We start from the raw sequence: 18305 nt of genomic DNA, 5'->3' as shown, positions 1-18305 counted from the left end.
TTCCTCAATATGGGCTGCAACTATTTTTTCTCGGAGATCCACTGAATATGCTTTCATGACAGTATTATCTTTATTATTACTAACTGTACCTCATAACTTCGGAAACTGCTGTATTAGTTTTGGGTGAAGAATGTCGCGCTGCTTTAGAAACTACGAAAAGAGGAACAATTACCCATGATATGCCACCACCATTAATAGCAATAGAGGTGGTATCTCCTGGTACTGAAAATGAGGTACGAGACTATCGTTTCAAGCGTTCTGAATATGCAGCCAGGGGAATTGCTGAATATTGGATTGTTGACCCTGTACAGAACAAAATTACAGTTTTATCTTTAGTAGAAGGCTTTTATGAGGAGTTTACCTATACAGGTGATGATTTGATTAAAAGTGCGGTATTTCCAGAAATTGAGATTAAGGTGAGTGATATTCTCGTTCCATAAATTTTCCATAAATTATAGCTTAAGAACGGGGTTTGAATGAGAGCAAAAAGATCGCCTTTTCCTAAAATAGAATAAGCGATCACTTATTTCATTAATTAAAATCTAAAATTTGTTCAAAATCCCATGGCTTCTGCAACGGCCTTTACATCTGCTGCAATTCCTTGTTTAAATTGGGCATGACTGTGTTTAATAGCGGTATCTGGGTCTTTTAAACCATTACCAGTGAGGACACAAACTACAGTCGCAGCGGTGGGAACTTCGTCTTTTACCTGTAACAATCCTGCTACAGAAGCTGCACTAGCGGGTTCACAGAAAATCCCTTCTGATGATGCTAATAAACGGTAAGCGTCGAGAATTTCCTCGTCAGTCACAGCCCGGAAAGTGCCTTGACTGGCTGTTTGTGCTGCAATGGCTTTATCCCAACTGGCAGGATTACCAATTCTAATGGCTGTGGCTATGGTTTCAGGATGTGTGACTGGTTGACCATTGACCAAGGGTGCAGCCCCAGCGGCTTGAAAACCCATCATTTTCGGGAGGCGATCGCATTTGCCATGTTGATGGTATTGACAAAAACCCATCCAATATGCTGTAATGTTGCCGGCATTGCCCACGGGAATACATAGCCAATCGGGGGCATCACCTAAAACATCAACAACTTCAAAAGCGCCGGTTTTTTGCCCTTCTAGGCGGTAGGGGTTGACAGAATTTACTAAGGTTATGGGATATTGATCCGCCATTTCTCGGACAATTTCCAGAGCGCGGTCAAAATTTCCTTGAATTGCTAGGACTTCGGCCCCATAAAGTAACGCTTGTGCCAACTTGCCCAAGGCCACGTAACCATCAGGAATTAATACAAAGGGGCGCATCCCTCCTCTTCTAGCATAGGCAGCGGCAGCGGCGGAGGTATTACCAGTGCTGGCACAAATTACAGCTTTAGCACCAGCTTCTGCTGCTTTAGAAATTGCCATTGTCATTCCCCGGTCTTTGAAGCTACCAGTGGGGTTAAGACCATCATATTTGACGTACACCTTGACCTGTCTGCCAATACGTTCGGCGATGGCTGGCACGGGAATCAAAGGCGTGTTACCTTCTAAGAGAGTGACCACGGGGGTTTTTTCGCTGACAGGCAAGTATTGACGATAGGCTTGTATTAGCCCTGGCCAAGGTTGGCAATGAGATTTAGCAGCAGACAGGCTCAAAGTCACGGGATTCAAAATTTATTAATTAAGGATTTGTGGGGGGAATGCTTTTAGTATAAGTATTCCAGGTTTCAAGTCATAATCTTAGTTGTGGGACATCTTCACCAAGATCGGGGAGGATGATGACCAGATTTGTAATTTATTAGAGTATATGATGAAAACTATACAATATTTTAACAAAGCTGGAGATTAGCATGATTGGCATATTATAATTATAATATTTATAACTAATGGTGTGAGTTAAGTTTGTAATGCCAACAACTATGTCTACTATGTCATCCAGTGTTTCCGAATGCGAATCCCACGTTAACCTAGTTAAGAAGTTAACTAAGGCTTATTATCGAGACGATCAGCAGGTCAAGTTTATGGACTTGCAAGCAGAGGTAGATTCTCTTCTAGAGCAGTTGCAAAATCTCAAGAGCGAACTGGAAGTTCCTAGAGAGGAAGATTGATAATCTCCGTTTCTAGGGGGGATTCTACATTCGATAAATCTCTTATTTGTCTTCGATACCTAGATTAAAAGACACCAAAACCTAAAAACTTTTTGGGTGTCTCGTAAGCGTCAGCCGAATGGTGTTTAGGTTTTGATTCTGTGGGTTTTTGGGCTAATTTATGGTGAAATACTACCGTTTCCGGGGCAGAGGATAGGGAGAAAAGAATATAAATAAGACTGAGGCAGGAAACACTCATTAATAAAGTGTTAATAAGCAAATTTTTAAGATTAAAAGGCCCGCCACAACAAAACAGAGATGGTTTGCGACTAGTTGTAATGCGGTTTTTTGTGAAAATAAAATTTCACGTAGCAATTCAATATAAAATCTAAAATTTAAAATCGAAATTAGCTCCATGACAAATCTGACTCCTAATTCTAGTTTTAGTGTAACCCTGCGCTTACAAATTCCTAATCGAGTGGGGATGTTAGCATCTGTTACCCAAGCGATCGCCTCCACGGGTGGTAATCTAGGACAAATTGATTTAATTGAACAAAATCGTCAAGAATCTATACGTGATGTTACAGTTGATGCCGCCAGTACGGAACACGCAGAAACCATAGTGCAAGCGGTAAAAGAATTACCAGATATTCAAATAATTGATGTTTATGACCGTACCTTTAATTTACATCGCGGTGGCAAAATCAGTATTGTCAGCAGAATTGCTCTTAAAAGTGTTTCTGATTTAGCAATGGCTTATACTCCAGGGGTCGGTAGGATTTGTAAAGCGATCGCCGAAAATCCAGAGGAAGTGTACAATCTAACTATTAAACAGAATACAGTGGCGATCGTCACCGATGGGAGTGCTGTATTAGGTTTGGGGAATTTGGGACCTGGGGCGGCTTTACCGGTCATGGAAGGAAAGGCCATGCTATTTAAAGAATTTGCTGGACTTGATGCTTTTCCCATCTGTTTGGATACTCAAGATGCTGATGAGATTGTCAAAGCTGTGAAAAATATCGCTCCTGTATTTGGTGGTGTGAATTTGGAGGATATTGCTGCACCGCGCTGTTTTGAAATTGAACAAAGATTACAAGCAGAATTAAATATACCGATTTTCCATGATGATCAACATGGGACAGCAATTGTCACCTTAGCAGCCTTATTAAATTCTCTTAAACTTGTCCAGAAGTCCATTGGAGATGTCCGCATTGTCATTAATGGTGCTGGTGCGGCTGGGGTAGCCATTGCTCGGTTACTCCGCAAAGCTGGTGCAGAAACGATTTTGATGTGCGACTCTAAGGGCATTATTTCTACAAATCGCAGCGATTTAACCCCTGAAAAACTGGAATTTGCCGTTAAAGCCCAAGGAACTTTAGCAGGTGCAGTGCAAGGGGCGGATGTATTTATTGGTGTCAGTGCGCCGGGAGTTTTGACACCGGAAATGGTTCAAGGAATGACAAGAGATGCCATTGTGTTTGCTATGGCCAATCCCATTCCCGAAATCCAGCCAGAATTAGCCCCTAAAAATGTCGCTGTCATGGCTACGGGACGGAGTGACTACCCTAACCAAATTAATAACGTCCTGGCGTTTCCAGGGGTGTTTCGTGGAGCTTTAGATTGTCGGGCGAGGAGGATTACTACTAATATGTGTTTAGAAGCGGCTAATGCGATCGCTTCTTTGGTTAATATTTCTGATTTAGACCGCCAACATATTATTCCTTCTGTCTTTGATAAACGAGTTGCTAGTGCGGTTGCTGCTGCGGTGCAACAAGCTGCAAGGGAGGAAGGTATTTGTTCTAATTAGGGTTTACTCAGTAGCCATAAAAGTTGTCTGTGGGGCTAGAGTTTATTTAGGAAGCCCTAATTACAAAAAACAAAAAACAAAATCCCCGACTTCTTCAACAAGTCGGGGAGCTAATTTTGATGAACAAAGGTAATTTTATTAACCGAGAGAAACAGTTAAACTCCCAGGTTTAGCTAGATCTCCTGTTAATACCACACCCCGATGATTACTATGTAAATGACGGAGAATTTTGTAAATTGCTTCAATTTCCTCAGTAGCACCGGCAATATTTGCCAATTCAGCAATAGAAAGTGCTTTCTTCTGGGTTTGTAACACTTCTAAAACTCGTTTTTGTAAATCGAGAATCACAGCAGCGGCTTTTTTACCAGCTTCTACACCGGGTTGGTGATAAGCATTGACATTGATTAAACTGGCATATAAACCTACTGCTCTCTCATACAATGCAATTAATGCGCCTACGGTACGGGCATTAACTTGGGGAATAGTGACTGTAATGGAATCGCGGTTATTCTCATACAATGCTTGACGAGTTCCCAACAAGAAACCGGAGAGATAATCACCAGCAGTGACACCGGGATCAACTTCTGGGGATTTTCCTTGACGGTCTTCTAAAACTTCAATCAAGGTAGCAAAGAAATTAGGTACACCTTCCCGTAATTGTTGGACATAGGCGTGTTGGTCTGTTGAACCTTTGTTACCATAAACTGCAAGACCTTGATATACAGTTTTCCCGTCCAAATCCTTTTCCTTACCCAAAGATTCCATAACCAGTTGTTGCAAATAGCGGCTAAATAACAACAAACTGTCCTTGTAGGGGAGAACCACCATATCCTTCTGGCCTTTGCCATTTCCAGAGAAATACCAAGCCAGGGCTAATAAAGCGGCTGGGTTATCCTTGAGATGAGGGACGCGAGTGGCATCATCCATCTCTTTTGCTCCAGATAGCATAGCACGGATATCAATGCCCTGTAATGCCGCAGGTAGTAGCCCTACAGCGGACATTTCCGAGGTACGTCCACCCACCCAATCATACATGGAAAATCGGGCTAACCAGTTTTCCGATTGTGCGACTTGATCTAAATTACTATTTTGTCCAGTGATGGCAACTGCATATTGAGAAAAATCTAATTTTTGGGCTGTATAGGCTTGTTTTACCTCAATCATGCCATTGCGGGGTTCGGGAGTTCCTCCAGATTTGGAAATTACTAATACCAAAGTGGTAGCCAGTTTATTTCCTAATTGGGATAGAACTCTATCAATACCTGCGGGGTCTGAATTGTCAATAAAGTGAATTTGTAGGGGAGGTAAGTCTGGGGAAAGGGCTTCAGCGACAAATTGGGGACCCAAGGCCGAACCACCAATACCGATAGAGATAATATCTGTAAAGCGGCTTTCTTTGGGAGGATGAATTGCACCGGTGTGTACTTGGTCTGCAAAAGCTTCGATTTGTTCTAGAGTTTGAACTATTTCTTGAGTTAGTTCTGGTGTGGGGGCTAAATCTGGATTTCGCAACCAGTAATGACCTACCATGCGGTTTTCATCGGGGTTAGCGATCGCACCTTTTTCCAGTTCTACCATATCCGCAAACGCTTTGTCAAACTTAGGTTTTAATGAAGCTACAAACGCATCATCAAACCGCATCCGACTAATATCTAAATACAGTCCTAATCCCTCGTGTAAATATAACCAATCTTGGTATCGTTGCCAAAGTGCCTGAGCATTCATAAGAGGGAAATCTCAAATAAAGTGTTGGTCAAACATAAGTTTAATGTATGGTTTTGGTGATCCCTGCTTTGTATTATACAGTTTTTAATAAAAGCACAGATACCGATATGATACTACTGTTAGTTTTAATACTTATTATATCCAGAGATTTGGTAATTACTGATACGCGAAACTTGACAACGGACAATTGACAATTGACAATTGTCCACTAACCACCGACCACTGACAAATGACGAACTAATGATTGAATATCTAATTTTTCTAGCTATTTCTACCGCAACCTTCGCGCTATTTGCGCTAGGACTGAATTTACAATGGGGTTTTACGGGTTTAATTAACTTTGGTCATATTGCTTTTATGACTTTAGGAGCGTATACAACAGTTTTGTTAACTTTCAAGGGTGTACCATTATTACTTTCGGCTGTAGTTGGAGCAATTGTTGCCGCTTTATTGGGTTTAGTCATAGGTTTTGCGACTCTCCGCTTACGAGAAGATTATCTGTCAATTGTTACCATTGGTACAGGTGAATTAATTAGATTAATAGTAAATAATCAGGAATTACCTGTAGGTAAAGATTGGATATCTGGCTCTTTTGGTGTGCAAAGTTATGTCATACCGTTATCAACAACCCCAAATTTATTTTTGCGGTTGGTGATGATTGCTGTGTTAACTTTATTAACAGGGATCACGTTATTTTCTTTGTGGAATTGGGTACGAACTGCTCAAATTTCTGCCAATAATAATCCCATTAGAAACAGCAGCCTCAAACAAGAATTAACTTCCCGATTTATAGTAGGAATTGCTTTAGGATTATTAGCTCTAGCAATTTATATTTCTGGGACAATTGGATTATACAATTATAATCCCAAAGCTGGTTTAATGTTGTTGGTATTGTTGATTTTAGCTTTTGTATTTTGGCGGTTAGAAATTTTAGTGCGATCTCCTTGGGGAAGGGTGCTAAAATCTATTCGTGAAGATGAAGAAATTCCTAAGGCATTAGGTAAAAATGTCTTTTCTTATAAACTACAATCATTAATGTTGGGCGGTGCGATTGCTGGTATTGCGGGGGCGTTCTTTGCTTGGCAATTGGGAGCAATTTATCCCGATAATTTTCAACCTCAACTTACTTTTGACGCTTGGATTATGGTAATTTTAGGTGGTGCAGGAAATAATATTGGCACAATTTTAGGTGCGGTTATTTACTTTGCTTATGACTCTTTAACTAGGGAATTTTTACCGAAAATTGTTCCTTTAGATGTAGAAAGAATTGGTGCTTTTCGGGTGATGTTTATTGGTTTGATTTTAATGGTGTTAATGATTTGGCGGCCTCAAGGTATTTTAGGGAAAAAGGAGGAACTTACTCTTGGTAAATAATCAGGAATTAGGGGACGAGAAATATCAAGATTTTTGAGGGTTGAATGAAATGGCTTATAGGGATTTTAAGCTGCCGGAATTAGTGAAAAAATTTGGCTTAACTATTAATAAAAGAAAGGAAGGAAATAAAATAAATTTAATTAATGGTATTGTAACTACAGGGAATATGTGGAAATTTTTGCAACTACAAGATCAAGTAGTTTACATTGATTTCAATGAATATTATATTAAAGATATCAAAAAAATATTGGGTATCTTGTCTAAGGCAGTTAATTAAACACTCAGGATAAAATCATGATGGTAAATAATATCAAATCACCGGAATTACCGCTATTGGCTGCAACTGGACTCTGTAAAAATTTTGGTGGAATTAAGGCAGTTGAAGAAGCGAATATTGAAGTTATCAAAGGTAGTATTACTGGGTTAATTGGTCCTAATGGTGCTGGTAAAACCACTTTATTTAATTTACTTTCTAATTTTATCCATCCAGATAAGGGTAGAGTCATTTTTGATGGTGAACCTATCCATCAATTACAATCATATCAAATTGCTCAACAAGGATTAGTCAGAACTTTTCAAGTTGCACGGGTTTTATCAAAATTATCGGTATTAGAAAATATGCTTTTGGGAGCGCAAAAGCAAACTGGTGAAAACTTTTGGCAAGTGCAACTGCAACCTCATGTTATTCTTAAAGAAGAAAAGCAATTAAAGGAACGGGCTATGTTTTTGTTAGAATCCGTAGGCTTGGAAAAAAAGGCTTCAGACTATGCTGGTGGTTTATCTGGAGGACAAAGAAAACTTTTAGAAATTGGCAGGGCATTAATGACTAATCCTAAGTTAATATTATTAGATGAACCTGCTGCTGGTGTCAATCCTCGATTAATTGATGAAATATGCGATCGCATTATCAGATGGAATCGTCAGGAGGGAATGACATTTTTAATTATTGAGCATAATATGGATGTAATTATGTCTTTATGTGATAGAGTTTGGGTATTAGCAGAAGGAAAAAATTTAGCTGTGGGGAATCCTCAAGAAATCCAAAATAATACCAAAGTTTTAGAAGCATATTTGGGACAATAACGTTATATTAGATATGCCTAAGAAAATTAGAGAACTGAAAAATTTATTACTGCAATCCGGTTTTACATATAAACCGGCAAAGGGAAGTCATAGCAAATGGATACATCCAAAATTATCTAAAGCTATTATCATTGCTGGTAAAGATGGTAGTGATGCTAAACAATATTTAGAGAAGTAAGTTAATGAAGCAATAGTAGAATTGAATAAAATAGAAACAGAAGAAAAGGAGGAATCAGAGGAATGAAATATACAATTATTATTCAATGGTCTAAGGAAGATGAATGTTATGTAGTTTCATTACCAGATTTTACAGATGTCATGCAGCCTTGTACTCATGGAGACACTTATGAAGAGGCTTTAAAAAATGCCCAAGAAGTTTTAGAAATGCTGATTTCATCTTATTTAGAAGACGGACAACCAATACCTGAACCGCAAATTTTAGGAAAATCATTAACAGCAGCTTAATTTTTCATTAGTCCACGCAGGTGGACTTTATTTGTATAGCTGTGATTTATAATCGCCAAGGCTTTTTATTCCTATAAAAACTAAAACCAGTGAGTAACCGTAACCTACAAGAAACCCATTTAAACCGCGCCCGTGCTAGTCTTAGACAAGCATTATCTTGGTATGGATATCTCCGTAAATCTGGACAACTAGCCGCCAACCCAGAATTAGAAAATTTACTCAAACCGGAAATAGAAGCTTTAAATAACACATTGAGTAAATTAGATGCAAATGTGATTAGAATTGCGGCTTTTGGTTTAGTCAGTCGGGGAAAGTCAGCAGTATTAAACTCTTTAATAGGGGAAAAAATTCTGCAAACAGGACCTTTAAATGGTGTGACTCAATGGCCGCGTTCTGTGCGCTGGAAACCGGGGGATAAGGTATTAGTTGAATTAATAGATACCCCTGGGTTAGATGAAATTGCAGGAGAATCAAGGGCGGAAATGGCGCGAAATGTAGCCCGTCAAGCGGATTTAATTTTGTTTGTTGTTTCTGGGGACATTACTAAAACTGAATATCAAGGATTATGGGAATTACGTCAAGCCCAAAAACCCTTAATTTTAGTATTTAATAAAATTGATTTATATCCAGAAATTGACAGAAATGCAATTTACAAAAATCTGCAACAATTAGGGGCGGGAAATTCCCAAAATAATCCTTTATTACCAGATGAAATTGTCATGGTAGCCGCTGAACCTGCGCCCATGGAGGTGAGAGTAGAATATCCAAATGGAACTATTAATTATGAATGGGAAACATCACCTCCCCAGGTAGAGGAATTAAAGCAAACAATCTTGAATATATTAAACAGAGAAGGACGATCTCTTTTAGCTTTAAATGCACTAATTCAAGCTAGGGAATCTGAGGAAAATATCGCCCAAAAAACCATTGATATGCGGGAAAAAGAAGCAGAAGATATTATTTGGCGATTTACTCAATATAAGGCTTTAGTTATTGGTTTAAATCCTATTGCTTTTTTAGATATAATTGGCGGTTTTATTACTGATTTAGCCTTAATTCGCACCTTAGCTAAATTGTATGGTTTACCTATGACTAGTTATGAAGCTAGTAAATTATTAAAAACCATTTTATTTAGTTCCGGTGGTTTATTGTTGGGAGAAATCAGCAGTAGTTTAATATTAGGTTTAGGTAAAACTACCGCAGCCCTAACTAGTGGTGATAATCCATTTAACATTACCACTTTTACCAGCAGCGCCATTATTCAAGGAGGAATTGCTGGTTATGGTGCTTATACCGTCGGTAAAGCTGCAAAGTTATATCTAGAAAAAGGCTGTACTTGGGGACAGTTGGGCGCTAATACCGTCATTCAGGAGATTTTATCTCAAGTTGATAAAAACACTATTTTGTATCGCTTACAGCAAGAATTGGGCGGTAATTTTGGAGAATTTTGATCTTGAATTAATCAAAAATAATCAAAAAAAAGAAAATTTTTTTTGTTGTGGGGATTGACTTGCGGTGCTAGGGGTGATATTGTGATAATGGGAGTGCGTCTTTTAATAAAAATTTTATCACCACTCCATTATATTAATATAGCACATCGCCGGCGATGTTGCAACTCCACCCCGAAAAAAAAATTTGCCCCCCCGACGCAAAGCTGAGAAATTGTGTAGAATTGCTGGGTGTAACGATGAACTGAGATAATGGATTTTAATCTGCAAGCGCCCTTTGTCCCTACGGGTGATCAACCACAAGCGATCGCTCAACTTTCTGCTAGTATTCAAAAAGGAAATCATTATCAAACATTACTTGGTGCGACAGGAACCGGGAAGACATTTTCCATAGCCGCAGTTATTGCTAAAGTGAATAAACCTACTCTAGTATTAGCACATAATAAGACATTAGCAGCCCAATTATGTAATGAACTGCGGGAGTTTTTTCCTGATAATGCAGTAGAGTATTTTGTTAGTTATTATGATTATTATCAACCCGAAGCATATCTACCGGTTACAGATACTTATATAGAGAAAACATCAGCAATTAATGAAGAAATAGATATGTTACGACATTCTGCTACCCGTTCGTTATTTGAACGTCGGGATGTAATTGTTGTTGCTTCAATTAGTTGTATTTATGGTTTAGGAATGCCGGCAGAATATTTAAAAGCTGCAATTCGATTACAAATAGGAATGGAAATTGATCCCCGGCAAATTTTACGAGATTTAACAGCAGTTCAATATAGTCGTAATGACATAGAAATGGGGAGGGGTAAATTCCGAGTTCGAGGTGATGTTTTAGAAATTTCTCCGGCTTACGAAGATAGAATTATTCGCGTCGAATTTTTTGGTGATGAAATTGACGCAATCAGATATATAGATCCTGTCAGCGGTGAAATGATTGGTAATTTAGAAGTAGTAAATATTTATCCTGCGCGTCACTTTGTTACTCCCAAAGAAAGAGTAGAAATAGCTTGTGAAGATATCGCTAGAGAACTAAAACAGCAAAAATTAATATTAGAAGAAACGGGGAAATTAGTTGAAGCGCAACGTATTGATCAACGCACCCGTTATGATTTAGAAATGTTAAGAGAGGTGGGATATTGTAACGGAGTAGAAAATTATTCTCGTCATTTAGCCGGAAGACAAGCAGGAGAACCACCAGAATGTTTAATTGATTATTTTCCCAAAGATTGGTTATTAGTTATAGATGAATCTCATGTTACCGTTCCCCAAATTCGGGGAATGTATAACGGAGATCAAGCGAGGAAAAAAGTATTAATAGATCATGGTTTTCGACTTCCGAGTGCTGCGGATAATCGTCCTTTAAAGGCAGAAGAATTTTGGCAAAAAGTCAATCAATGTATTTTTGTTTCTGCGACTCCAGGAAATTGGGAATTAGAGATTTCTGAAGATCAGATTATCGAACAAGTAATTAGACCGACGGGAGTAATTGATCCAGAAATATTTGTGCGGCCAACGGAGGGACAAATTGATGATTTATTAGGAGAAATAAAAGATCGAGTTGACCGTCAGGAAAGAACGTTAATTACAACATTAACTAAACGTATGGCTGAAGATTTAACCGAATATTTAGAAGCAAGGGGAATTAAAATTAGATATTTGCATTCAGAAATTAATTCTATTCAACGGATAGAAATTTTACAAGATTTGCAAAATGGTGTTTTTGATGTCTTAGTTGGTGTAAACTTATTACGGGAGGGTTTAGATTTACCAGAAGTTTCTCTAGTTGCAATTATGGACGCAGATAAAGAAGGATTTTTGAGAACAGAACGTTCTTTAATTCAAACTATTGGACGCGCAGCACGTCATGTTAAAGGAAAAGCCATTTTATATGCTGATAAATTAACAGATAGTATGATTAAAGCTATTGATGAAACTGATAGAAGAAGGGGGATTCAAATGGCTTATAATGAACTGCATGGAATCATACCGCAGCCGATTAAGAAGAAGTCGAGTAATGCTATTTTATCATTTTTAGATGCTTCTCGGCGTTTAAATGCTGGTGATTTAAAAATAGTTGATGAACATTTAGATGAATTATCTTTGGAAGATATTCCTGAGTTAATTATCTTATTAGAAAAACAGATGAAAGAAGCAGCGAAGAAGATGGAATTTGAAGAGGCTGCAAAATTACGCGATCGCATTAAGCATTTAAGAGATAAAATGTTAGGACGTTAATATATGGTATTTGTGATTTGTGTAAATATTTTTTTGAACGAACCACAGAGAACACAGAGAACGCAGAGGAAGAGCGGAGGAGGGGATGTTTTGTGGTGACAACGAAGCACCAATATTAAAGCTAAAGCGCAAATGAATAGCAGTAGGAACTTTATTAAAGAATGTAACTTTATCTAATTCCATTTCCGTAAATTTTTATGAACCACTGCTAAATACCACATATAGTCATCAATTTTGTACTCGTCCGCAGCTTTGAGAATATATTCCCGTGCTAAGTCTAAATTATTCTCAGCTTCATAATATAAACCCAAATAGAGATGACTGTAAAAGTTACCCTTTAATCCTGATAATTTTCCCACATTCAAAACATCATCTTTGGAACAATTACCAGCAAAGAAATCATATATAACTCTCATAATTTTCCGAGAATCATTTTTCACAGGTAATAGAGAATTACGTGCTTCCGTAACTCCAGATAATCTAGCCATACAAAGATACCGCCAAACGGTTTCCTCCACATCTTGAGAATTGACAGTTAAATCAATTTCAAACTGTTTAGCACCCTGAGAAAATCGTTCAGCATAATAATAAGATAAACCCCGTTGCCAAAGATAAGGAGTAATGTGAAAATCTAAATTTTCCGCAGTATCAAAATCTTGAATTGATTCCTGAATTTTCCCTAACTTAAAATAGACCATACCTCGACGAATATAACTATGAGGATGATTTGGCTGACGATTAATAGTATGATTCCATTCCTCTAGTTGATCTTGTAAAGAATTAATAAAAAACATATTAATAAGTAATTTTCTTCTTCTGTGTTCTCTGTGTTCTCTGTGGTTCGTTAAAAAAAATTAACTCCACCCTGCGGTACTAGCTTATAATACACCTTGTACCTGCATATTCAAAGGGGAATAGATGACAATTAAGCGGTTGCTGTTAATAGTGCTAACGCTATTAGTGATTATGTTGTCAGGTTTATCTTTATTAAGTAGCTGGCAAAAACCTCAATTCCAAAGTCGTCTAGAATTGTACCAGACTAATATAGTTTTACAGGCCCAAGCATGGCAACCAGAAGATAGTAGTGATCATAGCATTCAAACAATTCAGGAATCTATTATTGGCGAAAATCCCTTAGAAAGCGCGACCAAGCAATATCAAGAAGCTAGTGAATCTATCAAAACTAGTTTACAGGTAACTAAAAAGAAGTTAACGAAACTCCAATTTTCAGTAACTACTTCTATTTCCGCAGAAGAGAAAAGTTTACAAAACTTAATCCAGGAAGAGGAGAAATTGTTAGCGGAAGTAGACTTACGACTGGGAATTTTGCAAGCACAGGAACAAGAAACAGATAAAGCTATCAAAACCTGGAGTAATCTACAGCAATACTCAGATATTAACCCCAAATATCCAGAAACCGCTGAAACATTAACCGGAATGTGGAGTAAACCTCCGCGTTTATTCCCCAAAGCTGAAAAACTGATTCAACAAAACCTCAATGGTTGGTTTCGGGATACAGCCTTAGTGCAATTATATAGACTTCAACAACGTCAAGAAGCGTTATCAGCTTTAGAAATTGCCCAACAAGAGGCTGCAACCCAAGCGTTGTTCAAATTAGGAATAATTGCGACTATTCCCAGCTTAACAGCTTTAATAGGGACAATTCTGCTCATTTTCTTATTGACTCAACGCTTACTCAAAGGTCGAGAATCCCTATTAGCTAGAAATGGTGATTTACTTTGGTCAACTCCTTGGAATTGGGAAATAATTATTCAGGTTTTTGTCCTTGGTTTCTTTTTAATGGGGCAATTATTTATACCAGAATTATTATCTATTTTGCCTATTCCCCGTGGTACAGGTAATGTAAGAGTTGAAGCTTTGACAGTTTTAGTCAGTTATGTGTTAGTTGCTTTAGGTTGTTTGTCAGTGCTGTATTTTTCTATCAAGCGTTTTTTCCCCCTTCCTCCCAACTGGTTTCGCTTTAATTTCTTTAGTAATTGGTTTTGGTGGGGAATAGGTGGATATTGTACAGCTTTACCCATTGTCGTTATCGTATCGTTAATTAACCAAAAATTATGGCAAGGACAGGGGGGAAGTAACCCACTATTGCAAATGGCGCTAGAAAGTCGAGATCATACTGCATTGGGGATATTTTTCTTTACCGCAGCTATAGCAGCACCGGTTTTTGAAGAATTTCTATTTCGCGGGTTTTTATTACCATCTATGACGCGCTATACTTCCGTATGGGGGGCAATTTTCACCAGCGCACTGTTATTTGCTGCTGCTCACCTCAGTTTATCAGAAATACTACCGTTGACAGCATTGGGAATAGTATTGGGAGTAGTTTACACGAGAACACGCAACTTATTAGCCCCCATGTTCCTCCATAGTCTTTGGAATAGCGGCACATTAATCAGTTTGTTTATTCTAGGTAGTAATAACTAAGTGAATGTCAGATAATAGGTAAAGACAATTCATGAAGTTATCAATAATCCTTCCTAAGCTATGACGCGGCTAAATTGTACAATCCTAATATGGCTAAATCTTGTGGTGCGGGCATCTTGCCCGCTATGATTATACTTAAATGCAGAACAGCTTAGTCAGGGATAATACGAATTTTATATGCAGATGCACAGAATAATAATCACTCGTACAACTTCATCTTAATTTGGTATTAAGGATGAGGTAAAAACTAACCACTTGAGGATATAAAGGAATAAGAAATTAAGTCCTTAACTGCTTGTTCAAAAATCATCCGGATCTGACAAAAATAGATAGGTATAAAAATCTATATCGTCCTAGCAATACTTTTTTCAAGGTTAATCATTGCCGGGTATTGGTAAATGTGATATGATAAGGCAATATTTATTTTTTGCCAAATTTGCTATATTTTATGATTATTTGAATCATACAGGAGTCATGTTTAAAAAAGTAATTATCTAATTATCAATGATCAATTCCGTAAATTTTATAATTTAGACATGAAGGAGAATAGCTAAATATGACTAATGTTAACCCTTCCTATGCTACAAAACAACTGTTAGCTGGTTATGCGGGAATTGTTTTTGGTGGTTTTGGTTTGCATAAATTTATTCTTGGTTACACATCAGAAGGTTTTATTATGTTGGTAATTTCCGTTGTTGGTGGCTCCCTTACCTATGGATTTACATTAATAATAATGCAACTGGTCGGTTTGATTGAAGCCATGATTTACTTAAATAAACCTCATGAAGAATTTATTAATACCTACTTTGTAAATAAACAAGGTTGGTTTTAGGATTTTTTATCAAGTAAATTGATATGCAAATTCTCAAACATAAACATAAGCACTTACTCATCCTGCTAATGATGAGTATGGGGTATTTTAGTGTAGTATCAGATTGGGAAATAAATTATTTTTGGAAAAGCCTGATTTTGATGTTGCCATTACAGTTAACGGCTATAATTTACACTACCAGGACAAAACTATGATGTTTGGGATGAAGATATTTTGGGGATTTTTGTCGAGAAGTTAGGATATAAAAAAACTTAATATTTTTTCCCTCGCCTGAAGTGCAGATTTTCGCCTAATCTCAAGGTAGAGACACTGGTTGTGAAGTGTCGAACCCAGAAGAGTGAATGTAAAAACCTATCATGCAACTAACCCCAAAAACTGAACTACTGGTCCTGGAATCTACTCCCTCCCAAAAAATACTAACTAGCGAGAAAATTATTTTAGACGTTGGGGGGATGAAGTGTGGTGGATGCGTTAATGCAGTAGAAAAACAGCTTATTCAGCATCTAGGAGTTAAAAGCGTCTGTGTTAACTTAACAACGGAAGTTGCAGTAGTAGAAATAGAACCTGGTGCTGTAGATGCAGATACACTGATTCAGGGGTTAACAGCCACAGGATTTCCCAGTCAACTACGTACAGCTAAAAGTGCTGGTGATCAATCTGCTGTTTCCCCCAACCCCGCCTCAAGACAGCGCCAAGAAATGCAGTCTATAATTAGACAGTTAGTAGTGGCTGGCTTGTTACTATTTTTATCAGGAATTGGCCATTTTGGTAATATTGGTGCAATTTTACCTATTTTAAATAACATCTGGTTTCATTGTGGACTAGCTACCATAGCAATTATTATTCCTGGTAGACCAATTTTAGCGGAAGGCTGGTTAGGTTGGCGACGGGGTGCGCCCAATATGAATACCCTGATTGGTTTGGGAACGCTTACAGCTTATATTGCCAGTTTAGTAGCTCTATTGTTTCCCCAAATGGGTTGGGAATGCTTTTTTGATGAACCAGTAATGATGCTAGGTTTTATTCTTTTGGGGAGAACCTTAGAAAAACAAGCTAGACTCCGCGCGGCTAAAGCATTTCGCCAATTATTAGCCCTTTCTCCGCAAACAGCCCGGTTAATTATTAACCCAGAACCAGAAAAATTAATTGCTGGTGCAAATATTATCGAAATTCCGGCGGAACAGGTGCGGGTAGGTGAATGGTTACAGGTGCTACCAGGTGATAAAATTCCCGTTGATGGTGAGGTTCGTTTTGGACAAACTACCATAGATGAATCAATGTTAACCGGGGAATCAGTACCCGTAATTAAACAACCAGGAGATATTGTCACTGGGGGAACTTTAAATCAGTCAGGAGCGATCGCTATTCAAGCCACCCGCACAGGTGATGATACTACTCTAGCCCAAATCGTGGCTTTAGTAGAAGCGGCCCAAACTCGTAAAGCTCCAGTGCAAAAATTAGCGGATACGGTGGCTGGTTATTTTACCTACGGTGTCTTAGCAGCGGCTTTTTTCACCTTTGGATTTTGGTATTTGTGGGGAACTCACTTATGGCCAGATGTTACCATGTCTGGGACAATGGAAATGGCTCACAATATGGGACATCATCCCCAGCATTTAGTCCCCCATACTGAGTATTATTCACTATTAATTAGTTTAAAATTAGCGATCGCTGTCATGGTAGTTGCTTGTCCCTGTGCTTTAGGACTAGCTACCCCCACAGCTATTCTGGTGGGTACTGGTGTAGGTGCAGAAAGGGGATTATTAATTAAAGGTGGTGATGTTTTAGAAAAAGTTCATAAATTAGACACTATAGTTTTTGATAAAACCGGAACTCTGACCACAGGTAAACCCACGGTGACAGATTGTATATCTATTACCGAATCAGCTTTAGAAATATCATTAATTCAACTAGCAGCGGCGGTAGAAAGCGGCACTTATCATCCCCTAGCTACAGCCATCCAAGAAGAGGCCAAACGCCAATATCTAACTATTCCCAATGCTGTAGACTTCCATACTGAACCTGGTATGGGTGTGTCCGCTGTTGTGGAGGGTAAAAATGTGCTTTTAGGTAACTGGGAATGGTTTAATTATCACCAAATTGATATTAACGAAACAGCACAACAACAGGGAAATAAATTAGCCAAAGCGGGAAAAACTGTCATAGGTGTGGCTGTAGATGGGATTTTAACCGGATTAATTGCTGTGAGTGATACCCTTAGACCAGATGCTCAAACCGCAGTAGATAAATTACATCAGATGGGTTTGCGCGTGATGTTGCTTAGTGGTGATAGAATGGAAGCAGCCACAGCGATCGCTAAACAACTAGGAATAAATAACACTGATGTGATAGCAGGTATCCCTCCAGCCCAAAAAGCTGCCATGATTCAATCTCTTCAGTCTGGGAAAAGCAAATCATTCGTCGCTATGGTCGGAGACGGTATTAATGATGCTCCAGCTTTATCACAGGCCGATGTAGGCATCGCTTTACATTCTGGCACAGATGTCGCTATGGAAACCGCCGAAATTATTTTAATGCGAAATTCTCTGATTGATGTTGTCAAAGCCATTCACCTCAGTCGAGCGACTTTTAATACTATTCGCCAAAATTTATTTTGGGCTTTTGCTTATAATACAATAGGTATTCCCTTAGCTGCTGGTGTACTATTACCTAGCTGGGGTTTTAATCTTGGTCCGTCCAGTGCAGCAGCACTAATGGCCTTTAGTTCTGTCAGTGTTGTCACTAATTCAATTTTTTTAAGGAGGTTGGCTCTAAACCGATAGCCACTGTGGCCTAGTCACAATTGACG

At 38.4% G+C, this 18305-nt stretch carries 15 protein-coding genes and 1 pseudogene; 13 read left to right on the top strand and 3 right to left on the bottom strand.

Going from position 1 to position 18305, the window contains the following annotated elements:
• Nucleotides 1-119 precede the first annotated feature (119 nt).
• Nucleotides 120-440 carry a Uma2 family endonuclease gene (locus H6F39_RS06765; RefSeq protein WP_370539368.1) on the top strand — a complete coding sequence of 107 codons (321 nt, stop codon included), beginning with the start codon at nucleotides 120-122 and terminating at the stop codon, nucleotides 438-440.
• A 113-nt stretch (nucleotides 441-553) separates the two neighbouring features.
• On the opposite strand, the gene thrC is transcribed toward H6F39_RS06765, so the two are convergent.
• A complete protein-coding gene (gene thrC / locus H6F39_RS06760) occupies nucleotides 554-1645 on the bottom strand; it encodes a threonine synthase (protein ID WP_137907163.1) in 1092 nt (363 codons plus the stop codon).
• 257 nt (nucleotides 1646-1902) lie between these two features.
• On the opposite strand from thrC, the gene H6F39_RS06755 reads away from it, so the two are divergent.
• Nucleotides 1903-2091 (top strand): hypothetical protein, encoded by a 189-nt coding sequence (locus tag H6F39_RS06755; protein WP_137907228.1) that lies wholly within the window; start codon nucleotides 1903-1905, stop codon nucleotides 2089-2091.
• Nucleotides 2092-2485: 394 nt separating this feature from the next.
• Nucleotides 2486-3877, top strand: a complete 1392-nt coding sequence (locus H6F39_RS06750) for a malic enzyme-like NAD(P)-binding protein (protein WP_137907162.1) — start codon at nucleotides 2486-2488, stop codon at nucleotides 3875-3877.
• A gap of 138 nt (nucleotides 3878-4015) precedes the next feature.
• On the opposite strand, the gene H6F39_RS06745 is transcribed toward H6F39_RS06750, so the two are convergent.
• A complete protein-coding gene (locus H6F39_RS06745; protein WP_137907161.1) occupies nucleotides 4016-5602 on the bottom strand; it encodes a glucose-6-phosphate isomerase in 1587 nt (528 codons plus the stop codon).
• A 240-nt stretch (nucleotides 5603-5842) separates the two neighbouring features.
• On the opposite strand from H6F39_RS06745, the gene H6F39_RS06740 reads away from it, so the two are divergent.
• The 7 genes and pseudogenes from H6F39_RS06740 to uvrB all read left to right on the top strand — a co-directional run bounded on the left by H6F39_RS06740 (nucleotide 5843) and on the right by uvrB (nucleotide 12219).
• Nucleotides 5843-6976, top strand: a complete 1134-nt coding sequence (locus tag H6F39_RS06740) for a branched-chain amino acid ABC transporter permease (protein ID WP_190396428.1) — start codon at nucleotides 5843-5845, stop codon at nucleotides 6974-6976.
• Nucleotides 6977-7025: 49 nt separating this feature from the next.
• Entirely contained in the window at nucleotides 7026-7253 is a 228-nt protein-coding gene (locus H6F39_RS06735; RefSeq protein WP_137907160.1) for a hypothetical protein, read from the top strand.
• A 20-nt stretch (nucleotides 7254-7273) separates the two neighbouring features.
• Nucleotides 7274-8059, top strand: coding sequence for an ABC transporter ATP-binding protein (locus H6F39_RS06730; protein WP_137907226.1), 786 nt, complete (start codon nucleotides 7274-7276; stop codon nucleotides 8057-8059).
• A 13-nt stretch (nucleotides 8060-8072) separates the two neighbouring features.
• Nucleotides 8073-8303, top strand: a pseudogene (locus tag H6F39_RS06725) (type II toxin-antitoxin system HicA family toxin).
• Entirely contained in the window at nucleotides 8300-8524 is a 225-nt protein-coding gene (locus H6F39_RS06720) for a type II toxin-antitoxin system HicB family antitoxin (RefSeq protein WP_137907159.1), read from the top strand. The pseudogene H6F39_RS06725 and the gene H6F39_RS06720 overlap by 4 nt, the downstream one beginning before the upstream one ends.
• An 89-nt stretch (nucleotides 8525-8613) precedes the next feature.
• Complete coding sequence (locus tag H6F39_RS06715; protein WP_190396426.1) at nucleotides 8614-9975, top strand: DUF697 domain-containing protein; 1362 nt, start codon at nucleotides 8614-8616, stop codon at nucleotides 9973-9975.
• Nucleotides 9976-10221: 246 nt separating this feature from the next.
• Nucleotides 10222-12219 carry an excinuclease ABC subunit UvrB gene (gene uvrB, locus H6F39_RS06710; protein ID WP_137907157.1) on the top strand — a complete coding sequence of 666 codons (1998 nt, stop codon included), beginning with the start codon at nucleotides 10222-10224 and terminating at the stop codon, nucleotides 12217-12219.
• A 173-nt stretch (nucleotides 12220-12392) separates the two neighbouring features.
• Here the strand turns inward: uvrB and H6F39_RS06705 are convergent, their stop codons facing one another.
• Complete coding sequence (locus H6F39_RS06705) at nucleotides 12393-13013, bottom strand: hypothetical protein (protein ID WP_137907156.1); 621 nt, start codon at nucleotides 13011-13013, stop codon at nucleotides 12393-12395.
• Nucleotides 13014-13137: 124 nt separating this feature from the next.
• On the opposite strand from H6F39_RS06705, the gene H6F39_RS06700 reads away from it, so the two are divergent.
• The 3 genes from H6F39_RS06700 to H6F39_RS06690 all read left to right on the top strand — a co-directional run bounded on the left by H6F39_RS06700 (nucleotide 13138) and on the right by H6F39_RS06690 (nucleotide 18279).
• Nucleotides 13138-14664 carry a type II CAAX endopeptidase family protein gene (locus H6F39_RS06700; protein WP_190396424.1) on the top strand — a complete coding sequence of 509 codons (1527 nt, stop codon included), beginning with the start codon at nucleotides 13138-13140 and terminating at the stop codon, nucleotides 14662-14664.
• A 556-nt stretch (nucleotides 14665-15220) separates the two neighbouring features.
• On the top strand, nucleotides 15221-15496 hold the full coding sequence (locus H6F39_RS06695) for a TM2 domain-containing protein (protein ID WP_137907154.1): 276 nt from the start codon (nucleotides 15221-15223) through the stop codon (nucleotides 15494-15496).
• Nucleotides 15497-15852: 356 nt separating this feature from the next.
• Entirely contained in the window at nucleotides 15853-18279 is a 2427-nt protein-coding gene (locus tag H6F39_RS06690; RefSeq protein ID WP_190396423.1) for a cation-translocating P-type ATPase, read from the top strand.
• The last annotated feature ends 26 nt before the right edge of the window (nucleotides 18280-18305 follow it).

Origin of the sequence: Dolichospermum sp. FACHB-1250, from assembly GCF_014696335.1 — a bacterium.
Taxonomy (GTDB): Bacteria; Cyanobacteriota; Cyanobacteriia; order Cyanobacteriales; family Nostocaceae; genus Dolichospermum; species Dolichospermum planctonicum.
Note: the sequence above shows the minus strand (reverse complement) of the source record. Positions and strands in the feature narration are given on the sequence as shown.